At 59.3% G+C, this 21,126-nt stretch carries 9 protein-coding genes and 2 tRNA genes; 3 read left to right on the top strand and 8 right to left on the bottom strand.

Features of this window, described 5'->3' with window-relative positions; translation table 11 throughout:
* Positions 1-36 precede the first annotated feature (36 nt).
* From recO to argC, 7 genes are read right to left on the bottom strand one after another with little or no spacing between them, the layout of a single operon-like run.
* Positions 37-573 (bottom strand): DNA repair protein RecO, encoded by a 537-nt coding sequence (gene recO / locus PYTT_RS02120; protein WP_067773825.1) that lies wholly within the window; start codon positions 571-573, stop codon positions 37-39.
* 14 nt (positions 574-587) lie between these two features.
* Complete coding sequence (locus tag PYTT_RS02115; RefSeq protein ID WP_067773822.1) at positions 588-1,352, bottom strand: tetratricopeptide repeat protein; 765 nt, start codon at positions 1,350-1,352, stop codon at positions 588-590.
* Positions 1,349-3,241, bottom strand: coding sequence for a 1-deoxy-D-xylulose-5-phosphate synthase (gene dxs, locus PYTT_RS02110; protein WP_245741056.1), 1,893 nt, complete (start codon positions 3,239-3,241; stop codon positions 1,349-1,351). Before dxs ends, PYTT_RS02115 begins: the two co-directional genes overlap by 4 nt.
* Positions 3,219-3,509 carry an exodeoxyribonuclease VII small subunit gene (gene xseB / locus PYTT_RS02105; RefSeq protein ID WP_067773819.1) on the bottom strand — a complete coding sequence of 97 codons (291 nt, stop codon included), beginning with the start codon at positions 3,507-3,509 and terminating at the stop codon, positions 3,219-3,221. The genes dxs and xseB overlap by 23 nt, the downstream gene beginning before the upstream one ends.
* Before the next feature lie 5 nt (positions 3,510-3,514).
* Positions 3,515-5,335 carry a hypothetical protein gene (locus tag PYTT_RS02100; RefSeq protein WP_067773816.1) on the bottom strand — a complete coding sequence of 607 codons (1,821 nt, stop codon included), beginning with the start codon at positions 5,333-5,335 and terminating at the stop codon, positions 3,515-3,517.
* Positions 5,332-6,756: a sigma-54-dependent transcriptional regulator gene (locus PYTT_RS02095; RefSeq protein WP_067773813.1), complete on the bottom strand. Its 1,425-nt coding sequence runs from the start codon at positions 6,754-6,756 to the stop codon at positions 5,332-5,334. Before PYTT_RS02095 ends, PYTT_RS02100 begins: the two co-directional genes overlap by 4 nt.
* A gap of 23 nt (positions 6,757-6,779) precedes the next feature.
* The gene (argC, locus tag PYTT_RS02090) at positions 6,780-7,823 is read right to left on the bottom strand and encodes an N-acetyl-gamma-glutamyl-phosphate reductase (RefSeq protein WP_067773810.1); all 1,044 of its coding nucleotides are present in this window, start codon (positions 7,821-7,823) and stop codon (positions 6,780-6,782) included.
* Positions 7,824-7,911: 88 nt separating this feature from the next.
* On the opposite strand from argC, the gene PYTT_RS02085 reads away from it, so the two are divergent.
* From PYTT_RS02085 to PYTT_RS02075, 3 genes are all read left to right on the top strand, one after another.
* Positions 7,912-7,988 (top strand) — tRNA-Pro (locus PYTT_RS02085).
* A 300-nt stretch (positions 7,989-8,288) separates the two neighbouring features.
* Entirely contained in the window at positions 8,289-20,102 is an 11,814-nt protein-coding gene (locus tag PYTT_RS02080) for an autotransporter-associated beta strand repeat-containing protein (RefSeq protein ID WP_071133247.1), read from the top strand.
* A 268-nt stretch (positions 20,103-20,370) separates the two neighbouring features.
* Entirely contained in the window at positions 20,371-20,685 is a 315-nt protein-coding gene (locus PYTT_RS02075) for a hypothetical protein (protein ID WP_156850311.1), read from the top strand.
* A 158-nt stretch (positions 20,686-20,843) separates the two neighbouring features.
* Here PYTT_RS02075 and PYTT_RS02070 read toward each other — a convergent pair.
* Positions 20,844-20,920: transfer RNA gene (locus tag PYTT_RS02070), tRNA-Met, on the bottom strand.
* Between the last annotated feature and the right edge of the window lie 206 nt (positions 20,921-21,126).

Raw genomic sequence — 21,126 nt, 5'->3', positions numbered from 1 at the left:
AGCTGCCTTGTCTGACGGAGTGCAGGAGGAGTCCCGTCAGGCCGGGGGGAGGGTGTCGTACAGTGCGTCGCGGTCGGCGGGCACATGTGGGTAATGGCTGCGCAGGATGGCGATGGCGGGCATGCCCTGGCGGTACATGCCATGCTCTTCCGCGAGTCTTTTTTCAAAGTGCTGCATGATGTGCCTGGTGGCCGTACGTGTTTCCAGATAGGCCAGCGCCCGGTGCAGCATGAGGTGGATTTCGGGGATAGGCGTGCGGGGTTCGACCGTAGCGAGCAGGAGCTTGGTCATGTAGCCTGCCAGTCTCAGTTTCGGAAAGGAGTGGCGCAGGGCGAGCCGGGGATTGAGCAGGGAGACGCTTTTGAGGTGGTCGAGGTCTCCCGTTTTGGACGTTTCCCACAGGAGTTCCGCTTCGAAGAAGAGGTCGAGACGCCCGAAAAAGTCGCCGCCGGGCTTGAGGGCGGTTCGGGCTGCCGTGCGGATGATTCCGTGGTCTGCCGTGCTCCAGACGACGATCAATCCCGTTTCGCCGAGAGGGTAGGTTTTCAGGATGATTCCCGTATCCTGCGGCATGAGTGCGGGTGGAATTAGATTCCCGTCGGAAGGAACTTCATTTGTTCCACGATGCGAAGGTAGGTTTGGAAGATGGGGGTGGAGCCGAAGATTTTTTCGGCAGTGCGGATGGATTGGATGCCTTTGCTCATGTTTTTATCCTGCAGGTAGCGGACTGCTTCCATGAAGTAGAACCGCGGCGAGTCTTCGAGGATGTCTGCTTCGGCGGCATATTTGGCGGCTTCCTGATCCTTCCCCATTTTGACGAGGCTGGCGTATATTTTGAATTTCAGGACGTTGAGCAGTTCCGGGTTGCTGTCGCCGGGGAGTGCATCGAGTATTTCACGGAAGAGTTTGATGCTGGTTTCATATTTGCCCTGAAGCATGGCCAATGTGGCGATGTTGGCCTTGTTGGTGAGGTCGTCCGGCTGGATGGCCTCCACTTTGTTGTATTCCGCGAGGGCCGTGTCGTAGGAGCCTATTTCCATGTAGCAGGAGCCACGGAGGGTGTGGATGTGGGGATTGCCTTTGTAGATTTGTTCCGCATTGTCCAGTTTTTCAAGGCAGGAGAACCAGTTTCTGGCGAAAAAGTCGTCTTTGGCCTGCTGGAACAGGGTAAGGTATTTGATGCGTTCCTTTTCGGGAAGGTTCGTGAAGCCTACCATCCATTGGGGCATGTCGTCGGGTACGGTTTTGTCTTCCGTTTGGGCTGGCGGCAGTTCCGCTGCGGCGGGTTTGCCCTGAGCAAGGGCGGCACCGGTGAAGGAGAGCAGGGGAAGGATGAGGAAGGTGGGTTTCATGACGGATGGAGGCGTTGTTGTATCCGGTCGGCGACGGCTTCCGGCGTCAGGCCGTATTTATGGTGCAGGAGGTCGGCGGTGCCGTGTTCGATGAAGGTGTCGGGCCAGCCGATGAGTTCGACGGGGCAGGTGTCCGGTTCGTCGTGCAGGGCTTCGAGGACGGCTGATCCGAAGCCGCCGGAGACGACATGGTCTTCGAGCGTGCAGAGGATCTTGCAGCGGCGTGCATACCGGAGCAGGCTGTTTTTGTCGACGGGTTTGGCGAATCGGGCGTTGATGAGGGCGACGCTGTAGCCTTGAGCTTCGAGGAGGCGCGCAGCCTGTTCCGCGAGGCCGTTCATGCTGCCGAGGGCGAAGAGGGCGATGTCCGTCCCGTCCTGAAGGGTTTCCGCGCGACCGATGGGCAGGAGTTCCGCCTGGGCGGGGATGGCTGCTCCCGTGCCCGTGCCGCGTGGGTACCGGATGGCCGTGGGGCCGTCGTTGTACGCGTTCATGGTGTGGAGCATGTTGTAGAATTCGGCTTCGTCGCGGGGTTGCATGATGACGAGTTTCGGGATGGCCCGCATCATGGCAATGTCGAAGAGTCCGTGATGGGTGGGGCCATCGTCCGGGGAGAGGCCGGCGCGGTCCATGCAGAGGCGCACGGGAAGGTCCTGCAGGGCGATGTCGTGCTGGATCATGTCGATACAGCGCTGCATGAAGGTGGAGTAGACGGCGAGGTAGGGTTTGTAGCCTTCCGAGGCCATGCCTGCCGCGAAGATGGCGGCGTGTTCTTCCGCAATGCCGACGTCGAAGAAGCGTTTCGGGTATTTTTCCCGGAAGAGGCTGAGCATGGTGCCCGTGGGCATGGCGGCGGTGATGGCGGTGACTTTGGGGTCGTCTCCAGCCATTTCCGTGAGGGTGCGGGCAAAGATTTCGGAGTAGGTGGGCGTGGCGTTTTTCTGCGTGGATCCGTCCGAGATGCTGTAGCAGCCGACACCGTGGAATTTGCTGGGGTTGTCGATGGCGGGCTGGTAGCCGCGGCCCTTTTCCGTGATGATGTGCAGGAGGGTGGGTTCGTTGCGGCGTTTGATGATACGCAGCAGTTTGATGAGCTTCGGGATGTCGTGGCCGTCCACGGGGCCGTAGTAGGAGAGCCCGAACTGGCCGAAGAGGCTGGCGGGCGAGATCATGCCCCGTGCAGTGGAGGCGAGTTTGCGGGCCTGGTAGCGTACTTCGCTGCCAGCCAGTTTTTCGATGAAGCCTTCCGTTTTGTCGCGGAGCCATGTGAAGGTTTCCGTGGCCTGGAGGGAGGCGAAGTATTTGGCGAGCGCACCGACGTTTTTGTCGATGGACCATTCGTTGTCGTTGAGGATGGTGATGAAGCGTCTGCTGGTCTGGGCGACGTTGTTGAGGGCTTCGAGCGTGGTGCCGCAGGTGAAGGCTCCGTCTCCCGCGACGGCGACGACATGGTAGTTTTCACCGTCGAGGTCTCGAGCGGCGGCCATGCCCAGCGCGGCGGAGAGGGCGGTTCCGGCATGGCCCGCGCCGAAGGCGTCGTGCGGGGATTCGGAGCGTTTCATGAAGCCCGAGATGCCTTCGAACTGGCGGATGGTGTGGAGTTTGTCCGCACGGCCGGTCAGCATTTTATGGACGTAGGACTGGTGCGAGACGTCGAAGAGGATTTTGTCTTTCGGGGAGTCGAAGACGGAGTGGAGCGCGATGCTCAGTTCGACGACGCCAAGGTTCGGGGCGAGGTGGCCGCCTGTTTTCGAGAGGGTGTCGACCAGCACGGAGCGGATTTCCTGAGCCAGCTCGGGGAGCTTGTCAGAGGGCAATGCCTTGACGTCTGCCGGGGAATGGATTTCCCGGAGCAGGGGGGGCAATTCATTGCAGGGAGAATTCATCATCGGTTTCGTGTTGTTCTGGCGATGCGTCGAGGTTGGGAGAGGCGAGGTCTCCGGTGTTGTTTTCGAGCGTTTTGATGCGGAGTTCGGCGTTTGCAAGGATGCCCCGGCAGTATCTGATCAGTTTGCTGCTTTCTTCCGAGAGGGCGATGGCCTGTTCCAGTTCCGTGTCGGTATTGTCTAGGAGGGTGAGGATTTCCTGCAGGCGTGTTATCGCCTGTTCGAAGCTCGGTGCGGCGGTGTCCTGTTTTTTTGCGGTTCGGGCAGCCATTGAGGTTACGGATGTATGGTTTGCTGGGCGTTGAAGTCTTCTGCGTAGTAGATCATGTCGACACCGTACAGGATGCTGTTGTATTTTTTATCGGTCAAGTCGAGGCGGAAGCGGCTTGAGATTGGCGCGAGCTGGTCGCATGCCGCCGAGAACGGAGCTACTTTCGTGGTTTGGCGGAGGAGGTTGCCGTCCATGACGAGGGGGGCGAAGTCGCCGTAGGTCAGGGCGATGCGGCGCATGCCGAGGGTGTCGTGCGACGAGGGGGTGATCAGGATGCCCTGCACTTTGCTGTTGCTGGTGCGCAGGATGTTTTCCAGCGCGTCGAATTCGGCAACTTTCTTGGGCATCCACAGGGCGGGACGGTCGGCATACCAGGCGACGGCCCAAGGCTGGTCGGTCATGATGACCTGGTCTTTTTTCGTCATGTCGTGCAGGGTGCCGTTCATGCCTGCGGGGAAGTAGGGCCATTTGGGCACGCCTTTGCCTTTCGTGTCGCTCATGAAGGTGAGAGCGCGGCTCAGTTCAGGGCCGAAGCGCAGGATGTACGGGCCGGCGGAGACGGCAATGATGATGAAGATGATGAAGCCTTTGGTGAAGTGGTCGCTTTTTTCCAGTTTCAGGCGGGCGATCATGATGTAGATGAAGGAGAGGCCGTACGCAGCGAAGAATGGCGTGAAGAGGAGCTGGAGCTGGGAGGAGGAGAAGGAGTCCTTGATGCCGTAGAGAGCCATGCCGACGGTGGCCATGAGCCACATGGCGAGGAGCGCCCATTTCAGGTGGTTGAGCAGGGTGTTTTTGTAGGTGTGGAAGAGGGCGATGAAGAAGAAGGGGGTGATGACGATGGAGCCGAGGTTCTGGTACAGGTTGTCCACCTGAGAGAGGGAGCTGCCGAAGAGCATGATGAGGAGGCCTTTCGTGTCCAGCGGTACGGTGCCTTGTGAGACGGCGCGCATGATGGTGTCTTCCTCTCCCATGATGCCGTTGTAGATGCTGTAGACGGAGGTGCCGAACCAGCTTCCCGTAGCGCCGTTGTTGCGCAGCAGGAAGTAGCCCGTGACGAGCAGGAGCAGGCCGACGCCGGGCAGGGCGAATGCGCCGGCGGGGCGAAAGTGGATGGCGACGAAGATCAGGAATCCGAGGAAGACCCATACGGAGAGCCAGCAGGAGAGGACCATCAGGACGAGGAGGGCGGAGGCGATGCCGATGTGTATCCAGACTTTGGGTACGATATGCTCCTCCTGTGCCTTGACGGCTGTGAGCAGGGAGTTCATGGCGAGCAGGAAGAGGGAGAGCATGAGCATCTGCGGCAGTCCGCTGGCGGCGAATTGCAGGAAGAGGTTGCTGAGGATCATCAGGACGGTGACGACGCTGGCTATGCCTTCGTCGAAGAGCCTTCTGAGGAGGTAGAAGGCAAGGCCCATGGCTACGATGAAGAAGACGGTGGAGAGCCCGGCAATGATGCGGTCGGGGCCGTAGATGTTGCTGTTGTCCGGTATGCGGGAGTTGTCGTAGCTGTCCATGCCCGTGCATTTGAGGGCGATCGCATCAATCAGTATGTTGAGGGGAGGCTGGTAGGTGTCTTTCAGCGCCAGCGCATTGAGGGATTTGCCTTGCACTTCGCTTGATGTCTGGAGGTCGATGGGGCGGATGAATTGCGTGGTGAATCCGTTGCCCCGAGCCACTTCGCGGGAGATTTGCGCCTGGTCCATGGCGTCGCGGTGTTCCAGCCCCTGGAAGGTGAAGAGGAGCTGCATCATCGACAGGAATATGAGCAAGGCGAAGATGACGACTCGGATGGCGGTATTGGACGGACGGTGTGCTTTCATGTGCTGGATGGAAAATCGGTGGCGAGCTCCGGATATTCCGCAAGCTTGCGATGGAGTGTGCGGCGGCTGATGCCGAGCAGCCGGGCGGCTTCCGAGCGGTTGCATTCCGCTATTTCGAGAGCTTTGCGGATGGTTTGCCGCTCGACCCATTGTAAATTAAGATTGGGGTGTTTTTCAAGCCTAATTGCTAGCGGTTCGGCATCCGTTCCGATGTTTTTTGCGGAAACGGTTTTTTCGGCGTCGGAACTGGAGGCGGAGAGGAAGGAAGGGAGGTCGTCCGGGCCGATTTCCCTGCCGGACGACATGACGACGCCGTGTTCGATGGCGGTGCGGAGCTGGCGTACGTTGCCGGGCCAGGAATAGTTGCGGAGGAGGCGGAGGGCCGGCTTGGTAAGGATTTTGTCGCTTTTGCCGTTTTCCCGGCAGAATTCCTTCAGGAAGGCGTGGGCCAGCAGGACGATGTCGTCCTTCCTGTTGCGGAGGGGCGGCATGTCGATCTGTACGATGTTGAGGCGGAAGTACAGGTCTTCCCGGAAGGTGCCTTCCCGTACCATGGCAGCGAGGTTTTTGTTCGTCGCGGCGATGACCCGTACGTCGATTTTGATCGGTTCGTTGGAGCCGACGCGTTCGATGGTGCGTTCGGAGAGGGTGCGCAGGAGTTTGACTTGCGTTGAGGCGTCGATTTCCCCGATTTCATCAAGGAAGATGGTGCCGCCGTCGGCCTGTTCGAATCGTCCGATGCGGCGTTGCCCGGCTCCGGTGAAGGAGCCTTTTTCATGGCCGAACAGTTCGCTTTCCAGAAGCTGGGGGGAGAGGGCGGCGCAGTTGACGGCGACGAATTTGTTTTTCGGCCTGCCGGAGAGGGCGTGGATGGCATGGGCGACGAGTTCTTTGCCCGTGCCGCTTTCCCCTTCGATGAGGACGGTGGTGCGCGTGGGGGCGACTTGCCGGATGCGGGTGAAGAGGGTTTGCATTTCCGGGGTGTCGCCGAGGATTTTTTCCAATCCGGCGGATGGTGCGAGCCGCGTTTGCAGGTCGCGGTTTTCCTCTTCGAGGGTGCGTGTGCGGTTCGCTCGCTGAAGCAGGAGGTCGACTTCGTCGAGGTTCAGGGGTTTGGTGACGAAGCTGAACGCACCCTGTTTCATGGCTTCCACGGCAGTGTCGACGGAGCCGTAGGCCGTCATGACGATGCAGTTGGGCGGGTCGTCGAGGGTTTTGCCGTATTGGAGGATGTCCATGCCGCTGTCTCCACCGAGGCGCAGGTCGGTGAGGACGAGGTCGATGGGTTCGGAGGAGAGGATGGCCTGCGCCTGAGCGAGGTTGGCAGCCGTGTAAACCTCATAGTGATCCTCCAGCGCCATGCGGAGGGCATCGCGCGTGGGTTTTTCGTCATCGACGATGAGCAGGAGCGGCTGCACCATGAGGTCGGGGGCGGAAGGCGGATTCAGATGATCCAGAGGCCTTCGGTGGGGTCGAAGCCGCAGAGGACGTTGAAGGCGTGGACTCCCTGGCCGCCGGCTCCTTTGATGACGTTGTCTTCGGCGCTCATGAGGACGATGCGGCCCGTGCGCGGGTCGTAGGCCCAGCCGATGTCCACAAAGTTGGTGCGGGTGACGTTTTTCGTGTCGGCGCATTTATTGGCTCCCAGCAGGCGGACGAACGGAGCATTCTTGTAGGCTCCTTCGAGTGTTTTCCCGATTTGGGCCGGGTCGGCTCCGGGTTTCAGTTTTGCGCTGGTGGTGGTGCAGATGCCTGTGTTGACGGGGACGAGGTGCGGTGTGAAGGAGATGACGATTTTTTCTCCGGCGGCGGCACCGAGTTCCTGTTCGATTTCGCTCAGGTGGCGGTGTTTCGGTACGCCGTAGGCACGCACGCTTTCATTGCATTCACAGAAGAGGAGGGAGATGTCGGCTTTGCGTCCGGCGCCGCTGACGCCGCTCGACGAGCAGACGACGATGCCTTCCGTTTCGAGCAGTCCGGCTTTCAGCAGAGGGATGAGCGGTAGGAGGATGCTGGTGGGATAGCAGCCGGGGGAGGCGATGAGGCGGGCTTTGCGGATTTCTTCGCCGTGCCATTCCGGCATGCCGTACACGGCTTCCTTGAGCAGGTCGAGGTCGGGATGGGGTTTGTCGTAGAATTCTTCATAGACGGCGGGGTCGCTGATGCGGAAGTCCGCGCTGAGGTCGATGACTTTGACTCCTGCATCCACAAGGCCGCGGGCATAGGCGGCGGCGACGCCGTGCGGGAGGGCGAGGAATGCGACTTCGGCCCCCGTTGCGGCGACGGCGGGTACGTCGGAATCCGTGAAGCGCAGGTCGGCTCCGGGTACGTGGCGGAAGCGGGGGAAGACGTCTTCCAGCATTTGTCCCGCATACTGGCGGGAGGTGGCGCATACAAGTTCCACACCCTGATGGCGCAAGAGAATGCGCAAGAGTTCCTGGCCGGTGTATCCACTGGCGCCGATGACTGCTACCTTGACTTGCTTCATAACGAAAATTATCTTGCCATGAAAAAAATCTATTGACAAGAGCAAAACGAGCGTGTATATTCCGCCCACGCCAATTGGCGTCCCAATTCGGGCTGTAGCGCAGTCTGGTAGCGCACCTGCATGGGGTGCAGGGGGTCGTGGGTTCGAATCCCGCTAGCCCGACCATTTCCCCATTAAAACCCTCGGAAATCCAAACGATTTCCGAGGGTTTTTGCATAGGTAGTGTGTTGGAAGGGCTATTTTGCCATTCTTCCCTTAGTTGTTGCGGTTGGCGCGAGCTGGTTCTATGCCGAGGATGATGTGATATGTTCATCTTTTTATTTAAGGGTTTTTTGGTATTTTTTTGTTATTAATCATATGGCGGTGTGACGGTATTTTGATTTAATTGCCGAAATCCTGTTTTTTGTTATTGCCAAACGAGGAGGAATTGAGTATAGGAAGGATGCTGTCTATTGATTACTTTTTATGAAACTGCATCTTCCTCTCTCCCTTCGGAGTGCATTGTTGGCTTGCTTCGCTTCTGTTTCCTCAGTTTTTGCCGCAGTTCCTGCGGTGACTCCCGGTTCGATCGCGTTTTGCGGGGATTCCATTACGCAGGCTGCCGGCGGGGGTATCGGGAACGGCTACCGGTTTCAGGTGTTCAAGAATTTCGTCGATAACGGTGTTGCCTACAATCCTGTGGGCTCCCATCAGACGAATGGGGCCGAGGGGTCGGCGGCGCTTTCCTACGCCGGGATGACTTTCAACAAGACGAATGAAGGCCACAGCGGCTGGTGGGCTTCCGATTTGACGGGAGACAGTGGAGCGGGCACTCATGGTGGCGCGATCCATTCTTCGATTGCCAATTGGACGGGGCAGAGTACGACGCAGTTCGGAACGCCGACTCCCTATACGGGAACGACGTACAATCCCGAGAAGGTGTTTATTCTGGCGGGAACGAACGATATTCTGCACATGAATAATACGACCGCTCCGGATACGGCGACGATGGTGGCCCGTATTCTGAAGTGTGCGGAGCAGTACAGGGCTGCCAATCCGAATGTGGAGGTTTATGTGGGCGCGCTGCTGCCGCAGGAGGGAGTCGGGTATAATAGCTGGAATCCGTCCGTGTACAATATGCGGGTGCGCGAGGTGAACGAGGAGTTGAAGAGGAAGGCGGCGGAGTTGGGGTATGTGTTCGTTCAGACGGATCTCGGCCTGCGGGGGGCGGGAGACGCTCCTTTGGCTGCGGCTTCGTTTACCGGGGACAATTTGCACCCGAATCGTCAGGGTGAGCTGATTATGGCTGGCAATATCGCCCGTGCTCTCGGCGTCGGCCAGCGTAGTGCGGGGCTGGCCAGAGTGGCTGTATCGGATTCGCGTTTTACATCGATGGGGCATGCGGCGCCTCCCTCCGTGCAGGGGACGGCATGGTCGGCGATGGAAGGTCAGAACGCGTTTCTCGTGCGGAGTACGGGTAGGTCGTTTTTCCAGCAGTCGTGGTCGGATGCCGGTTTCGATATGGCGAAAGGGTTTACTTGCGAGTTGAGCCTCCAGATGTTTTCGAATGCTTCGGCGAACAATCTTTTCAGTCTGCAGGTGGGGAACGGTACGGCGAACGGTTTGCTGAATATTACCGAGGATCGCATTTCCTGGGGGGCGACGATTCTGTATGTCGGTTCCAATACGGATGAGGTGGTGGATTTTCGCGTGGTGTACCATACGGGAACCGCGACGGACGGTTCATCGGTGTCTTCCGGGTATTATGTGTGGCGCAACGGCGTGCTGATCGGTGAAGCTTTGTCTTCTACCGGAGCCGGGTTTGCCGGTTTGCAGGCAGGAGCCTTGCAGGGCGGCGGCGTTCTGGTCGGGGTGACGGATCTTTCATGGAGCAATAGCGGGGCGTTTGCCGCAGATTATAAGGGGCTTGCCGCGGCGGATAAGGATGCCAAGGGGACGGAGCGTTTGTCGAATAGCAGTCTCGATTCGTCGACGGTGCCTTCGACATCGTGGGTGGTTGACTGGCCGACGGGGGCGACGGTGATTGCGAAGTCTTCCCTTGCCGATGTGCGGACGGATATCAATAATTTGGGGACGACCGTGAATGCGAGGGTGACGGGCGAGGTGCTGAACGGGGCTTCTTCTGCGACGGCGTCGTTCATTACGTCGACGACGGCTTCGAGCGCGTATATCGAGCTGGCGGGGACGTGGAAGGCTGCGGCGAATTCCAATAATTTCTTCAATGTGGCATGTTCGTCCCACGGGACGGGGAATGTGTATTTCAAGGTCGGCGAGGGGGGCAGGATCGTCAATAACAACGATTCCGCCTATTCGGGAACCGTGTTCGGCATGAATGCGATTTCGACGTTCAACGGCAATATGTATCTGGAGTTTTCCAGCAGCGCGTTGTCGATGGCGGGCGGCCAGGTTGCGGCTCTCGGCTATTACGGCTGTATTGTCGGTACGTGGAATTCGAATATCAACGGTTCTTCGACGATGGTGTTTTCGAACGGGTCGTTCGGTACTGCCGGGAGTACGGGGACGTCGGGTTTCATTATTGCGGGAGGCATGAATAACGGCGCCTCGAACCGGAATGTGACGGGGAGTACGTTTATCGAGATTTCCGGCGGTACGTTCCACAACGGGATTGCTGCGGGAGGGTATAACGGCGATGTGGCGACGAATGCGAATACGGGGACGCATGTGCTGATTTCCGGCGGTACTCTGAACGGGAATGTGTATGGCGGTTCCGCCGGGAACGGTACGGGGTTGCATGCGGGGGGTAATGTGGGGACTGCTTCGAATGCGAGCAGTACGCATTTGACGGTCGACGGTTCGAATGCAGCTTCTTCCGCTTTGGCTGTCAACGGTTCCTTGTTCGGAGGAAGCCGCGGTGCGGGTGTCGTGTTCGGCGATACGAATATTACGGTGCGGAATTTCACGGAGTCCACGCTTTCGAGTTTCGGAGCAGGGGCGGTGTTGAATGGAGGTTCCGAAGGCGGCGGCGAGGTTCGCGGGAGCCGGAATCTGACGTTCAGCAATGTGAAGGGGACTTTTGCCAATAAGCTGTCGAATTTCGATGCGTTGACGGTGAATGGCGGTGCCGATGTGCGTCTGGGGAATGTTGCGTCTTCGTCGGTCGGCCGCGTTTCTGTGGCGACTGGAGCCAGGCTTGCTGCCGGGGCGAATGTGTTGAACGGTGCGGTGTTTTCCGGAGGCGGTACGCTCGAGTTGTCCGGTGCGGGTACGTATGCGCTGCGCCTGATGCAGGCGGATGGCAAGGGTTCCCTGATCGCATCCGGTACGGGAGTGAAGGCCGATCTTGGCCTTGGTGCGGCGGAGTCGTCCGGCGGCCATGTGCGGATGGGTTCGCTGGCGCTTGGTTCCGATTCGTCACTGATGTTCGATCTCGGCAAGAATGTCGCCACATCCGCCTTCAGTTCTTTGACGGTTGATGAGATGAGTTCTGATGCGGCTGTGCGCCTGTTGTTCAATTTGTATGAATTGAGGGTCGGAGCCGGCGAGTATACGCTGATTGCGGGGGATTTGAGCAGGGTGGCGTCTTTCGATGTTTCGTCTCTCGTGCTGCCGGAGTGGCAGCATGCTTCGTGGAATACGGATACTTACAAGACGGACGGCAAACTGGTGCTGACGGTGACGGGCGATGTGCAGGATTTGAACTGGAACGGCAGGCCCGACGGGATTTGGAAGGAGAACGATGAGGCCAATAAGGTGTGGAAGGACGGTTCGGGCGCGGCAGCTGCGTTCAGGCAGAGCGATTCGGTGTTTTTCGCCGATGTGTCCGGTACGGTGACGATCGAAGGTCTGGTGCGCCCCGGCGAGATCAGCGTTTCCGGGAATAGCGGCGCTTTGGTGCTGGCGGGTTCCGGGTCGATCGGCGGTACGGCTGCGCTGGTGAAGACGGGTTCCGGTTCGTTGACGATCGAGACGGCGAATACGTATTCCGGCGGTACTACGATTGACGGCGGTACGGTGATTTTGAAGAGTAACGAGGCTCTCGGTACGGGAGCGGTCGAGATGAAGTCCGGCAGGCTTGAACTGGCTACGGTTGGAGGCGGTTCGTATGCGAACGATTGGGTGTTCAACGGTACAAGTGCCGGGAATACGGTCGTTGCAACGACGGATTCCATTCTTTCGGGCGGTGTGTCCGGTACGGGTGGTTTTACTTTGGGCGGCGGCAGGCTGGTTTTGGCCGGTACGGCATCGCAGGCCGGGGCTATCGTGGTGAACGGCGGAGCGACTCTTTCGCTGGATTCCATTTCGCTGACGGGTGCAGGCGGGATTACGTTGAATAACAATTCCTCGCTGGAGTTGCAAGGCCAGTCGGCGTCGACGGGAGCGGTCGGTATTGCTGCCGGGGTTTCCTCAACGTTGAAGGGCGCGGGTTCGCTGAATGCGACCGTGGTTTTGGGCGGGACGATGCTGGTGGGTGAAGGGAAGGATGGCGGTTCGCCGGGAATCAACCGCGTGACGACCGGAGCCAACGGTACCATTATGGCCGATTCGGCGGCGACCCGTACGTTGCGTGTGACCGGAGAGTTGACGGTTTCGGGCGTGACGTTGAATCTGGGAAGCGCCAATGCGGCCAATAGCGGCAAGATCGTGATTGACGGGAAGATGTTCATGGGGGCTGCGAATAATGCTCTTCGCGTTTTCTCGGATGCCGTGGTGAAGGATTTGACTGCCGGAGGGTATGCCAGTACGATTGAGGTGGCCGACGGCAAGACGCTGACGGCTATTGATCGCAGTTCCCAATCCAATAACGCGGCAACGATTACGAAGACGGGAACCGGGCGTTTCGTGATGCAGAACTGGTCGGCCGCGACGAAGAGCAATGTGACGATCAATGCCGGGACGTTCGAATTTGCTCCTTCCGGCGATTTGACCTATGGTTCCGTGATCGGCGGTGCGGGCAAGTTTGCCAAATCCGGTGCGGGACGCCTGATTCTGACCGGCAACAATACGTTTACGGGCGGCACGGAGTTGAAGGAAGGCGTGCTGAGGGCAGGAAACGCCAATGCACTGGCGGGAAGAGCGCTTGCCGTGACCGGGAATTCGACGCTGGAGCTCGGGATGAACAATGCCGCGCTGGCTTTGTCGCTGAATTCCCTGTCTGTGGCAGCAGGATCCAATCTGAATGTGCTGATGGATATCGGTGCGACGCAGGATTCCATCAATATGGGTGGGGGTTCGATCACGGGTTCCGGTACGGTGCTGGTGAAGTTCGCCAATGTGACGGGGTTTGCCGCAGCAGGTTCGTATACGCTGGTGACGAATGCCAACGCGACGGCAGCTTCCCATACGGCGACCCTTGATTTCGACGGGGCCGTTCTGGGCCGGGGGCAGACGGGCGTTCTTGCATGGGACGGCGGCTCCCTGAAGCTGACGGTGGCGGGTACCGCTCAGACGGATGCCGCTTCACTGACATGGGCAGGTCCGGACGATGCCGGTATCTGGAGGGCAGGCATGGGCGATGCAGTCTGGAATACGGCCACGGCAACCGACCGTTTCTATACGGGCGACCATGTGGTGTTCGGCGCAGCGGGCGCGCATGATCTTGCCCTTGTCGGCAAGGTGTCGCCGGGCAGTATCCGCGTGGAAGGGGATCGCGATTATGCATTCGGCGGTACGGGTGAGATCGGCGGTTCCGGCAATCTGACGAAGACCGGGAATTCCACGTTGACGCTTGGAACGAATAATTCCGGCTGGTCGGGTGCGATCGCCCTGCAGCAAGGAAAGATCGCTTTTGCCGCCGGAGGTCTCGGCACAGGCGCCATTACGGCGACCGGAGGTACGACGCTTCAATGGTTGAATGGGGCTTCCGATAATATCTGGGGTCGTTTGTCGATTGTGCAGGATGCGTTGAACGGCAAGGTCGTGACGCTCGATACAGGGGTAAATAACGTGTCGGTGGCGGAGGGGCAGGCGATTGCCGGTTCCGGCAACGGGATTGTCAAGCTCGGTTCGGGCACTTTGTCTTTTGCCGGACGCAATCATTTGGCAGGAAGCCTGACGATCGGTTCCGACGATGCGGATGGCGGTACGGCCGTTTTCGGCGTGACGTCTGCTGTCGGCACGGTGCAGGGTATTGTCAACGGGGATTTGATTGTGAAGAACGGCAAGGCCGTCGTGACGAGCGATGCGAAGTCCGTTGTGGGCTGGACGGCAGGTACTCTGCTGAGCCGGATCGTGATGGAGGAGAAGGGCGTGTTCGAGTTGAACAGCGAGCAGAGTGCGCGTAGTCTTGCGCTGGTGTTCCATGGCGGTACGCTGGCGACGACGAATAACGGTGCTTTCCTGTTCATGCGCGACGGCAGCGCGCCGTTTGCGTCCATCGAGTCGCAGGCATCGGTGCAGACGGCGACGATGGAGGCCAATCTTGTGCTGAACCAGACCGGGACGACAATGACGGTCGCCAAGGGGACGACGGTGAGCGGAGTCGATCTCGTGATGTCCGGCAATCTTTCCGCCGGTACGGCGACGAATACGGTGACGAAGGAGGGGGCTGGCACGCTGCAGTTTACCGCCGGATATGGCGAATCGGGCGTGTTGACGGTGAACGGCGGCACGGTGATCGTGTCCGGCCAGAGTTTTGGAGCTTCCAAATTCGTGGTGGGTGCGCAAGGTACGTTCGTATTCGATATGGCGGGGAATGAAGGCGGTTATACCTATTCCCGCGCGCTGGAAGGCAGTGGTGTGGTCGGTGTCGGTGCAGGCAAGACGCTTGTGCTGGGAGCGGACAATAGTGCGTTCGGCGGGAGTTTTGCCGTAGGCGCCGGAGCGACGCTGACGGCCAATGCCGCCGCAGGAACGCACGCGTTTTCGACCCGGACCGGGGATGATGCTATTGTCTTGTCCGGTGTTTCGTCACGGCTGCTCTGGTCGGCGGCTTCTTCGGCGGATGTGCTTGGGCAGGTGTCCGGTACAGGAACAGTCGAGGTGTCGAACGGCACGCTGAAGCTGCTGCATGCCTCGAATGCCTATGGCGATACGCTGGTGAAAGGCGGTACGCTGGCGACTTATGCCGAGGATGGAGGCAATACGGTTTCCGGATCGCTCGGTTCGGGCCGGGTGTCGCTGGAAGGCGGTACGCTTGATCTCGGGTCGACGGCGGCTTTGGCCGGGAAAGCGGTCGATTTGTCGTCGGGTACTGTGATTTCCCATGCCGGGCAGGGTCTTGCCTCTACCACTGTGAAGGGCGACGGTTCGGTGACGCTGCAGTTGAATCTTCCGGCAGCCGGAAGCGATGTGTGGAATCTCGGTGTGCTTGGCCGTGAGGCGAGGAGTACGACGCGCGTGCTGGTCGAATCGGCGGCGGATGTGCCGTCGCTGGGTGCGACTGTGGCCGGAGATTACGGCTGGGTGTGCGAGGTGTTCTCTTCTGCCGGGAAGGCGGGCTGGTATGATGCTGCTGCCGGGCGTATCGTCTGGAAGGACGGTGAAGCGCTGACGAGCCGGACGACGGGTACGCCTGCCGATCTTGTGAGGCAGGGCGGGGCATCCCTCGGTTCGGCGGTTTCCGGCGGCAGTCTGCTGCTCGGCCGTGTGGAAGCGGATGCGGCGAATAATACGCTGATTCTGGCATCGCCGCAACAGGGCGACGGGCTGGCGCTTTCGGGCGTGCTGACCTATGAAGGTTCGACGGCAACCGGAAAGGAATTTACGGTTTCGGGCGGTTCGTTGTCAGCAGCTTCGCTGGATGTGACCGGACGGTTGACGCTGGCATCGGCTTCGACGCTGACGGGCGGACAGTCGATGATTCGCGATGCTTCCGTTCTGTCGCTGTCAGGTTCATCTTCCTTCTCGGGTATGGGAGGTCTCGGCGAGTTGTCGATTTTTGGTTCGAGTGTGTTGACGGGTGCGGATGCAGGCGGGTTGACCATTTTGCATGAGGTGAAGACGACGATCGGCAATCACGGTGTGCTGACGCTTGCCAATGGTGCGGCATCGGCGGGTTATCAGGCTGAAACACATGTTTCCGATGGCGGTACGCTTCAAATCGGAAGTGCGGGAGCCGGACGCAGCGCCGCCGTTGCCGGAAATCTCGGTTCGGCCGGGGTGGATGTTGCGAACGGAGGGTTGTTGAAGGTGAATGCAGGCAGTTCGCTCGGTTCTGCCGATGTGAGCGTGGCCAACGGCGGCCGTGTGGAGATGCTGGGCGGTGCGCTGTTCGGCAGTTCTTCCCTGTCTCTTGCCAACGGCGCGACGCTGGCTCTGCAGGGCAATGTGTCTCTGGATGGCAATACGATTTCCTCCGACAGGGGGGCGAACCCGGTTGCTACGGGGGTGATTTCCGTGTCCGGTGGGACGGCAAGCCTGATGTCTTCCGATGTGTTGCGGAATTTTGCCGGGACGCTTCAGGCGGCGACAGGCGGAACCTTCGATTTGAACGGCCATGCCCTTGCCTCGGGCACGCGTGTCTCTCTCGACGGCGGAACCGTGCAGGATCTGCATTTGACCGATGGCGTGACGCTGTCGAATGCCCGTGGTACGGCCGGGCGGCTGGGCGGTAATACGGAGCTTGCCGGAGGTACGATCGGATTTTCCATCAATCCTCTGGACAATGCTCCTTACGGATATGTGGCGGACGGCGTGCTGTCGTTTACGGGTGGTCCGGTGACGTTCGATTTCACGACGTCGGGGCAAGTCTGGAATTCCTACAAGGGTTCCAATGAGCGGACGTATGTGCTGGTTTCGGCTCAAGGGATTTCGATTCCGGCCGGGGCTGATGTCAACGATCTCGTGTCCATTCGGGGTATTGCGCTGGAGAATACGCGCTTCCAGACCAATCTGGCATGGGATGATGCGGCGGGCGCTTTTGTGCTCGGGTTCGACGGCGAGGCCGGCAATCTGCGCTGGGCACAGGCGGCGGGAGGTTCGTGGGGAATCGGAGCGGGCATGTCCCAGTGGGATATGAACGGCTCACAGACTGATTTCATGAACCACGATAATGTGCTGTTCGGGCAGTTGGACGGGACGGCGGGCCCTGTGGCGGTCGATGTCTCGACGGCCGATATGTTCGTCGGCAATATGACGTTTGAAGGCGGTACGGATTATACGTTTACGGGGGCAGGCAGTCTTCAGGCCGGGGCGGAACAGAGTACGTTGTCCAAGACGGGCAGCGGTACGTTGACGATGGGTATCGTAAATACGAATTACCACGGTTCCGTGCAGCTGGACGGCGGTACGGTGAATGCCGTGTCGCAGGATGCTCTCGGCACGGGAAACCGGATCGTCGTGAACGGTTCTGTCTTGAATGCTTCCGTGGCCAATGCTCTGGGTACGGGGGCGGGAGGCGTGCTGGTTCTGCAATCGGGTTCCGTGCATGCGGGGGCTGACGATGCGTTCGGCGATCGTACGATTTCCATGACGGGCGGTCTGCTGGATATGGGCGGCCATGTCGTTTCCAACGGCGTGACGATGTCCGGCGGTGCGCTGGCGAATGCCTGGCGGTATGACGGAGCGTTGAGGGCCGATGCCTCGGCTTCCGGTTTGTCGCTGGGCGGCGTCGATGCTGCACGAGTGACCGATCTGATGGTTGGAAACGGGCATGCGGTGTCCGATCTGGCGGCAGGTTCCCGCCTGGTTTTGGCGGAAAACCATTACCAATTGACGCTGAATGTAGAGAATCTCGATTCTCGCGGCGGTTCGAATCTGATTGAGTTCCGCAACGGGCAGGGGACGGTGGCCGTGGCTAACGGTGCGCCGCTGGTTCTGCTGGCCGATGACGGCGTGTATGCGGCGTTGCAGAACCTGTATCAGGGAGATATCGGCGGCAAGGCCGGGCAGATTGCAGACATGCTGCATGTGACGAACGGTACGCTTGATACCGGTTCCCTGTTGCTGGCGGACAGGAACGGCGTGGCGCTCGATCTCGATTCTCTGGAAATGTATGTGAAGGAGATCCGGAACGGCGCAGTGGTGCTTTCATGGTTCGACGTGTACAAGTCTTCCAACGGCGCGATCAACAGTTACGATGCGCTGCAACGTTTTGCCGGGGTCGATCTGGGCGGCGGTAGCCTGTCCGTCAATCTCGGTGCGCCGAATGCGGGTGAAACGCTGGAAATCAAGCGCCTGTCCGGTTCGAATGCTCGCGCCGTGCTGTCGTTGAACGGCACTTCGAATACGGCGGCCGCCTCGGTGACGCTGGTGAACAGTGCGAGCAGGCTTTGGGGCAATGGCAATCCGGATTCGCGTTTTGCCGGCAGCATCCTCGCCGCCAATACGGATATCGTGAAGAAGGGTACGGGTACGTTGACGGTGGAAGGTCGCATCGATCTGGACCGCTACAGTTCTCTTTCCATTGAAGAGGGCGGAATTTCCGGCAACAACCGGGGTACCGTATACTTGTCGGGCAATCTGAAGGTCGCGCAGGGCGGAAGGCTCGAAGCCATGGCTTTGAATATGGAATCGCGCGATGCCATGCTGACGATCGGGAACGGTGCGGTGACGTTGACGGGACTGTCCGGAAGCGGCAAGGTATCCGGTAACGGTACGCTGGCGATTTCCGGTTCGGGACAATCTTCCTCGACGGCGGATATGGGAGCCTTCAACGGCGAGATTGTCGGTCTCGGCGGTTCCCAGACGTTGACGGGCACCGGAGGTTCGCAGGTCGGCCTCCGTGCGATGAACGGCGGTGAGATGATTCTCAAATCCGTGTCTGCAGGGACGACGTACGCTTCTCTGAATGTCGCGCAGGGCGGGCGGATCGGCATCGGGCTGGATGGTTCCCTCAATTCCAATAACCGGGTGACGCTGCTGAGTGGCGGCACCGTGGCGGCCGGGGGTACGCTGGCGCTGACTCTCAATACGATGGCCGGGCTTCCCAACCCCTTCCTGCATGTGGCGGACGGGGCGACCCTGGCGATGCAGAACGGGGCAAAGGTGGTGCTGAGTGCGGCAGCCGGGCAGGAATACATCCGTGACGGAGCCGTGCCGACGACGATGGTGCTTGTGGACAGGGCTTCTCTGGAAGGCGGCTTGCAGCTCGAGTACGGCAATCTGTTCCGCAAGTATTATTCGGCGGAGAAATCGGTGGTCTTCACACGGGGCAATGAACTGGTTCTGACGACGTATGCCAGCGAAGAAGGTTTCTACGGCAATGAGAAGTACTACGGAGGCATCGGTTCTTCCACGAGCCGCGCAGGCGGAGCCTTGCTCGATGCGGCTCTGGCTTCTCTGAATCCGCAGGCGAACGACGCGGATTCCACGCTGGGCCGGGTGATGAACTACATGGATATGATGCTGGACAATACGTCCTTATCCTACAATCCGCAGGAGGCGGCTCGCCTGGCTGCGGCCGTGGCGGGAAGTACGGTGACTTCACTGGCGATGTCGCAGCACATGGCGATGCGGGACCAGCTTCTGTGGGTGCGCAATCGCGTAACGCAGATGGGCGTAGATCCCGGCGTGCAGCATGAGGATATGCCGTATCTACACATGTGGATGCAGATGAACGGGGCCAACCAGCGGCTCGACCAGAGCGGAGATGAAAGCGGCTACAAGCTGAGTTCATGGGGCGGCACGGTCGGCATGCATCTCGACCTGACTCCGGCGTGGAGTGCCGGGATGGCCTTTACGGCCGGGTATGGAGATCTGACGGCGCAGGGCGCAGATAGCCTGACCGGTGATGTGACGATGTATTACCTGAATCTTTTTGCCCGCACGCAGCAGCGGGATTGGGGACATGCCTTCATCGTGACGGGCGGCCGGAGCGATTTCTCGACAACCCGCAATGTCCGCTTCGGACAGGACGGTTACGAGGGCAAGGGCGATACGAACGGTACGAGCCTTGGAGCCATGTACGAACTGACGTACGATATTTTCCTCGATGAGGAGCGGACAAGTCTGCTGCAGCCGCTGTTCAATGCGTCGTTCGTTCACACGAAGATCGACGGTTTCGAGGAATCCGGTGCGGGTAATGCCGGGCTGAATGTGGGGTCGCAGGATATGACGACGGCGACGCTGGCTCTCGGCGCCCGCTGGATGGGGCATATCGGCCAGAATGTGTTCGGCCGCAATGCGATTGCCGAGTTCCGCCTCAATCTGGCTCAGGATATGGGCGACAGGCGCAGTTCCGCCGATGTGGCCTTCCTTGGCAACAGGGGGGCGGTGCAGGCCGTGCGGGGCGCGTCGATCGGTTCGACGGCAATTCAGGTCGGCGGCGGCATCAATGTGCCCGTGAGCCTCCAGAGCAATATTTATCTGGATGTGAACGCGGATTTGCGCAGCGGCGCGAGTTCGGTGAGCGCGAATGCCGGTTACCGCTACGATTTCTAGGAGCGAACCGGATGTTGATTTGTCCACGCCGGCGGAAACATCATTCCGTCGGCGTGTTTGCATTGCGGCTCATGGCTTGTCTGCGGTGGCTTGTTTTGATGTTGCGTTTTCCGGGGAAATGTTGTTTTATTCAAAAGGAAAGTCTTGGTCGGCAAGTAACGGTTCCGGTTAAAGGGGGCATGGTACGCATGATGCCGCCGGATCGGCTGTTGGCCGCATCACAATTTATCACGCATTTTTTATGAAACGGATTATTTCTGCTATTGCCATGTTGTGTGTATCTCTGGTTGTTCTGCCAGCCGGTCGTGCGGAGGAGCAGGCACAGGCTTCTGTTCGGGAAACACCCCGGCAGCCGGGAGCCGTGCATACGGTGTACGGTGTTGTCGGCGACGGGACGGCCATGCATTCACTGAGTCTCGTGATGCCCGACGGCGAGATGCTCTGGTTCGGCATCGGGGACGATACCGTCAAGGATCTCAAGGACGGGCTTCTGGTGGGGAAGAAGGTAGCTGTGACCTATCGGGAACCGGCCAAGGACGATGATTCGGCATGTATTATGGCTATCCGCATTGCCGATGCCTGATGGCGGCTTGCTCTGTTTTGGCAGCTGCGTGTTTTCGAGTGTGATGTGAAGGAGATGTCGCTGTGCCTTCTCTTGCCGCCTCTGGAGGGATTTTCGGCTGTTGCCATTTCGTGAATACGAAAAAGCCCTGCAAGTTCAAAACTTGCAGGGCTTTCAAATGGTTACGGGGACAGGATTTGAACCTGCGACCTTCAGGTTATGAGCCTGACGAGCTACCTGGCTGCTCCACCCCGCGATTGAATCGCTTTCTCCTTGCAGAGGGCGAGGAGAGTTTACTCCGTTTTCATTTTTTGTCAATCATTTTTTTGTCTTTTCTTTGCGAAAGTGGATAATTGGCGGTTCGGAGGGTGGCTGCAAGGTGCCGGTCGGGTGCGGGCAGGTTGCACGGAGTGTGTTTTACAGGTGAAGCATTGTGGGGTTTGTGGCAGGATTCGGTGTCCG

The organism is Neoakkermansia glycaniphila (assembly GCF_900097105.1).
Lineage (GTDB): Bacteria > Verrucomicrobiota > Verrucomicrobiia > Verrucomicrobiales > Akkermansiaceae > Akkermansia > Akkermansia glycaniphila.
This window is presented reverse-complemented; position numbering and strand designations above follow the sequence as displayed.